Below are 328 nucleotides of genomic sequence, written 5' to 3'. Positions count from 1 at the left end.
CCAGCGACATGGCCAGCAGCAGGATGGCGACGGCGCGGGTGACAAAGTCACCCTGGATCCAGACGTTGGCGATGCCGAATTGCGATTCCATGAAAACTCCCTAAGCGGTGATTGGTTTATTCGAGAACAAAATTGACGGGGACCAGGTTCCACATGGTCTCGGCCACGCCATTGCGTTTGCCGGGCACGAAGCGCCAGCGCATGACGGCCTCCTGGGCCTGGCGGTCCAGGCGGTCGAAGCCGCTGGACTTGCTGATTTCCACCTTTTGCGGCAATCCGTCGGTGCCGATCAGCACGCGCAGCACCACCTTGCCTTGCTCGCCCATGC

General features: G+C 61.3%; 1 protein-coding gene and 1 pseudogene. Both read right to left on the bottom strand.

Going from position 1 to position 328, the window contains the following annotated elements; all coding sequences use genetic code 11:
* Positions 1–91, bottom strand: a pseudogene (locus DBV10_RS22680) (MotA/TolQ/ExbB proton channel family protein); the annotation flags it as partial.
* A gap of 25 nt (positions 92–116) precedes the next feature.
* A partial coding sequence (locus DBV10_RS22675) for an energy transducer TonB (RefSeq protein ID WP_148090354.1) occupies positions 117–328 on the bottom strand: 212 nt, incomplete at its 5' end.

The sequence above is a fragment of the Acidovorax sp. FJL06 genome (assembly GCF_003852545.1).
GTDB lineage: Bacteria > Pseudomonadota > Gammaproteobacteria > Burkholderiales > Burkholderiaceae_C > Acidovorax.
This window is presented reverse-complemented; position numbering and strand designations above follow the sequence as displayed.